This is a genomic window from Vibrio sp. V42_P2S4T144 (genome assembly GCF_009904715.1).
Lineage (GTDB): Bacteria > Pseudomonadota > Gammaproteobacteria > Enterobacterales > Vibrionaceae > Vibrio > Vibrio alginolyticus.
The window spans coordinates 1-4,415 of the sequence record NZ_WXWS01000186.1 but is presented as its reverse complement, the minus strand read 5'-3'; the positions used below and the strand labels follow the sequence as shown (position 1 = coordinate 4,415).

At 44.0% G+C, this 4,415-nt stretch carries 3 protein-coding genes; all 3 read left to right on the top strand.

All coding sequences use genetic code 11. The features are described 5' to 3' along the window. Positions 1–13: 13 nt before the first annotated feature. The 3 genes from rlmKL to CAG68_RS06560 are packed head-to-tail and all read left to right on the top strand — an operon-like array spanning position 14 to position 4,295. Positions 14–2,134, top strand: coding sequence for a bifunctional 23S rRNA (guanine(2069)-N(7))-methyltransferase RlmK/23S rRNA (guanine(2445)-N(2))-methyltransferase RlmL (gene rlmKL, locus CAG68_RS06570; RefSeq protein WP_053350765.1), 2,121 nt, complete (start codon positions 14–16; stop codon positions 2,132–2,134). 21 nt (positions 2,135–2,155) lie between these two features. Further along, positions 2,156–2,398: a glutaredoxin family protein gene (locus CAG68_RS06565; protein WP_017821808.1), complete on the top strand. Its 243-nt coding sequence runs from the start codon at positions 2,156–2,158 to the stop codon at positions 2,396–2,398. Then, positions 2,376–4,295: an ABC transporter ATP-binding protein gene (locus tag CAG68_RS06560; RefSeq protein ID WP_054730902.1), complete on the top strand. Its 1,920-nt coding sequence runs from the start codon at positions 2,376–2,378 to the stop codon at positions 4,293–4,295. Before CAG68_RS06565 ends, CAG68_RS06560 begins: the two co-directional genes overlap by 23 nt. Positions 4,296–4,415: the final 120 nt, after the last annotated feature.

Below are 4,415 nucleotides of genomic sequence, written 5' to 3'. Positions count from 1 at the left end.
GCGAAAGAACACTATGAATCAATATCTCGCGGTAACTTCAAATGGCATGGAAAATTTGCTTGTTGAAGAACTGACTAAACTAGGCATTGAAAATGCGAAACCAGTACAGGCAGGCGTAAAATTTAAAGCGACAAACGAACAGGTTTATCGCTGTTGTTTGTGGAGCCGTTTAGCGTCTCGATTTGTACGTGTTTTATCTGAGTTCACGTGTAACAACGACATGGACTTGTATCTATCCACTTCCACTATTAACTGGGTTAACCAATTTCATAGCTCTAAACGCTTTGTTGTGGACTTTAACGGCACAAACCGTGAGATTAGAAATAGCCAATACGGGGCTATGAAGGTCAAAGATGGCATCGTAGATTGCTTTGAGAACAAAGGCTTGCCACGTCCTAATATCAGCAAAGAACGCCCAGATATTCGTATTCACGTTCGTTTGCATAAAGATAAAGCGTTGCTTGGGGTAGACATGGTAGGTAGTGGTCTTCATCAGCGTGGTTATCGACCAGAATCGGGTCGTGCGCCATTACGTGAAACGCTTGCTTCTGCGATTATCATGCGTTGTGGCTGGGATGGGCATCAACCATTACTCGATCCAATGTGTGGTTCTGGTACTTTGCTTATTGAAGCAGCAATGATGGCAGCCAACATGGCACCTGGCGTTAAGCGCAAACAATGGGGCTTCGAAGTTTTGGAAGACTTTGAACCGGAGACCTGGGCTGAGATTAAATCAGAGGCTAATGTTCAAGCTAGACGAGGTGTCAAGAAAGTTGACGCTAAGTTTTTTGGATTCGATAACGACCCCAAAGTATTAAAAGTCGCTCAAGAAAACGCCCGCAGAGCAGGTGTTGAAGAGTTGATTGAGTTTGCGCAAGGTGATGCTGCAACTATTACTCGTCCCGCAGGATTTGAACACGGTGTTATCGTTTCAAACCCACCTTACGGTGAGCGTCTAGGAACTGAGCCGGGGCTGATTGCGCTCTATACCGCATTCGGTGGACAGCTAAAATCTGAGTTTGGCGGATGTAAAGCATCTATCTTCTCTAGCTCAGACGAGCTCTTGAGTTGCCTTCGCATGCGCGCTGATAAACAGTTTAAATTGAACAACGGTGCGTTACCGTGTCACCAAAAGAACTACAGCATTGCCGAGCGCAGCGCTGATGAAGTTAAAGGTGCAGATACTAACGTTCAAATCGCACCAGACTTCTCAAACCGTTTGAAGAAAAACATTGGCAAGATTGGCAAGTGGGCTCGTAAAGAGAAACTAGACTGCTATCGTATCTACGATGCAGACCTTCCAGAATACAACGTAGCGATCGACGTGTACGGCGATCAAATTGTGATTCAAGAGTACGCAGCACCTAAGAACATCCCTGAAGAAAAAGCCAAGCGTCGTCTAACGGACATTATCCGTGCGACGATTCAGGTGACCGGTGTCGAAGCGAACAAAGTTGTACTGAAAGTTCGTGAGAAGCAGAAAGGTCGAAGCCAGTACCAAAAATTAGGTCAGGTATCAGAGACGCTCGAAGTAAACGAGTACGGTGTGAAGCTGATCGTGAACCTTCATGACTACCTAGACACAGGCCTGTTCTTGGATCATAAGATCACTCGTCGTCGTCTTGGCGAAATGGCACAGGGTAAAGATTTCCTTAACTTGTTTGCTTACACTGGTAGTGCAACAGTGCACGCTGCAGTTGGTGGTGCGCGTTCCACTACAACTGTCGATATGTCAAACACCTACTTGAATTGGGCGAAAGACAATATGCAGCTTAATGGCTGTGTAGGACGCCAACATAAATATGAACAAGCGGACTGTTTGCAATGGCTAGAAAACGCAAAAGGTGAGTACGACTTGATCTTTATTGACCCACCTACGTTCTCTAACTCTAAGCGTATGGAAACATCATTCGATGTACAACGTGACCACATTAAGCTAATGAAGAACCTCAAACGTTTACTGAGAAGTGAAGGCACAATCGTATTTTCAAATAACAAACGTCATTTCAAGATGGATGAAGAATCACTCGCTGAATTGGGTTTGAAGGCTCAGAATATTTCTTCTCAAACGTTACCATTAGATTTTGCGCGTAATAAACAGATTCATAACTGTTGGCTAGTAACGCACGCGTAGTATAAACAAAAGGATTAATACGTGCTGATATTGTATAGCACGGAGGGATGCCATCTTTGTGAGATGGCATTTGCTCTAGTAGACCAAGTCGGTTTGGCCGAGCAAACAGATATCATCGATATTGCGTTCGATGATGTACTATTTTCTCGTTACGGCGTCACAATACCCGTCTTAAAATATCAAGATTCTGAGTTGAACTGGCCGTTTGACTTAGAACAACTCACACATTGGTTGGATAATAATGGCATTACTTACCATTCATAACGCACAACTTGCATTTGGTGACCACCCATTGCTAGACAAAGCGGAGTTCGCTCTTCAAGAAAACGAACGCGTTTGTTTAGTTGGTCGTAACGGAGCAGGTAAGTCCACGTTAATGAAAGTGCTTGCCGGCGACATTTTGTTGGATGATGGCAAGATTCAAATAACTCAAGACGTAGTAGTTTCTCGGCTTGAACAAGATCCACCGCGCAATCAAGAGGGTACAGTTTACGAATACGTATCTGGCGGTTTGGCTGAAATCGGCGAACAATTGAAGATCTATCACGATCTTCTCGATCTTGTTGCTCAAGACCCAAGTGAGAAGAACATTAACCGTTTGGCGAAAGTTCAAGAGCAACTTGATCATTCTAACGCTTGGCGCTTTGATGACCGTGTTAAGAACGTACTTGGCTCTTTAAAACTAAGCCCAGAAACCAAACTGACCGATCTATCCGGTGGCTGGCAACGTAAAGCTGCTTTAGCTCGTGCGCTGGTTTGTGATCCTGATGTATTGCTTCTTGATGAACCAACAAACCATCTCGATGTGACAACGATCGAATGGTTAGAGAACTTCTTAAAAGACTTCAAAGGCTCGATCATCTTTATTTCTCACGACCGTGCATTCATCAAGTCGATGGCGACACGCATCGTTGACTTAGATCGCGGTCAATTAGCTTCTTTCCCTGGTAATTACGAACAGTATTTGAATGACAAAGAAGAAATGCTTCGCGTCGAAGAAATGCAAAATGCTGAGTTCGATAAGAAACTAGCTCAGGAAGAAGTGTGGATTCGTCAAGGCATTAAAGCACGTCGTACTCGTAATGAAGGCCGTGTTCGAGCCCTTAAAAAGCTTCGTGAAGAGCGTCGTGACCGTCGTGAAGTTCAAGGTAAAGTTAACCTAAACATCGATGATGCTTCTCGTTCAGGTAAGATTGTATTTGAAGCAGAAAATGTATCTTTTGCTTACGAAGGCAAGACAATTGTCGACGACTTTAGCTTTAACATCATGCGTGGTGACCGTATTGCACTTATCGGACCAAATGGCTGCGGTAAGAGTACGGTACTTAAATTGCTACTAGGGCAATTGGAAGCGCAGTCTGGTCGTTTACACTGCGGAACAAAATTAGAAGTCGCGTACTTTGATCAGTACCGAGAGATTTTGGATCCAGAAAAGACAGTGATCGATAACTTAGCGGATGGGAAACAAGAAGTAATGGTTGGGGGACGTCAGCGTCATGCGCTGAGTTATCTTCAAGACTTCTTATTTGCACCTAAGCGCGCCAGAACCCCGGTTAAGGCACTTTCTGGTGGTGAGAAAAACCGATTATTGCTAGCCCGTATCTTGTTGAAACCAAACAACTTACTTATTCTTGATGAACCAACTAACGATTTGGATATCGAAACGTTGGAACTTTTAGAAGAAATGCTTGCCAATTATCAGGGTACATTATTGTTAGTGAGTCACGACCGTGAGTTCGTAGACAACACAGTAACAACCAGCTGGATTTTTGAGGGTAACGGTATAATCGAAGAGTTCGTTGGTGGTTATCATGATGCTAAACAACAGCGTGACCAAGTTCTTGCTTCGCGCAGTCAGGTTGAAAAACCAACGAAGAAAGAGAAAGTGGTTGAGGAAACTCCCAAAACTACGCAACCTAAGAACAATTCGAAGAAGTTATCGTATAAGCTGCAAAGAGAATTAGAGGCTCTACCAGCTAAACTTGAACAATTAGAGTCGGATATCGAGAGCCTTCAGGAGCAAGTGAACGATCCAGAGTTCTTTGCTAAACCTGTAGAGCAAACTCAGCCGGTATTGGAACAGCTTGCTGCACTAGAGCAGGAGTTGGAAATCGCATTCGAGAGATGGGAAGAACTCGAAGCAATGCAACAGGATAGTTAAGAATTCAATGAATTGTAGTAATAAATTCAAATTGACCGCCATTGCAATGATGGTTGGTACCACAATGAACGCACAGGCGGCATTGTATCAAGTTGTTGAGGTTTCACCTCAGGATCATGG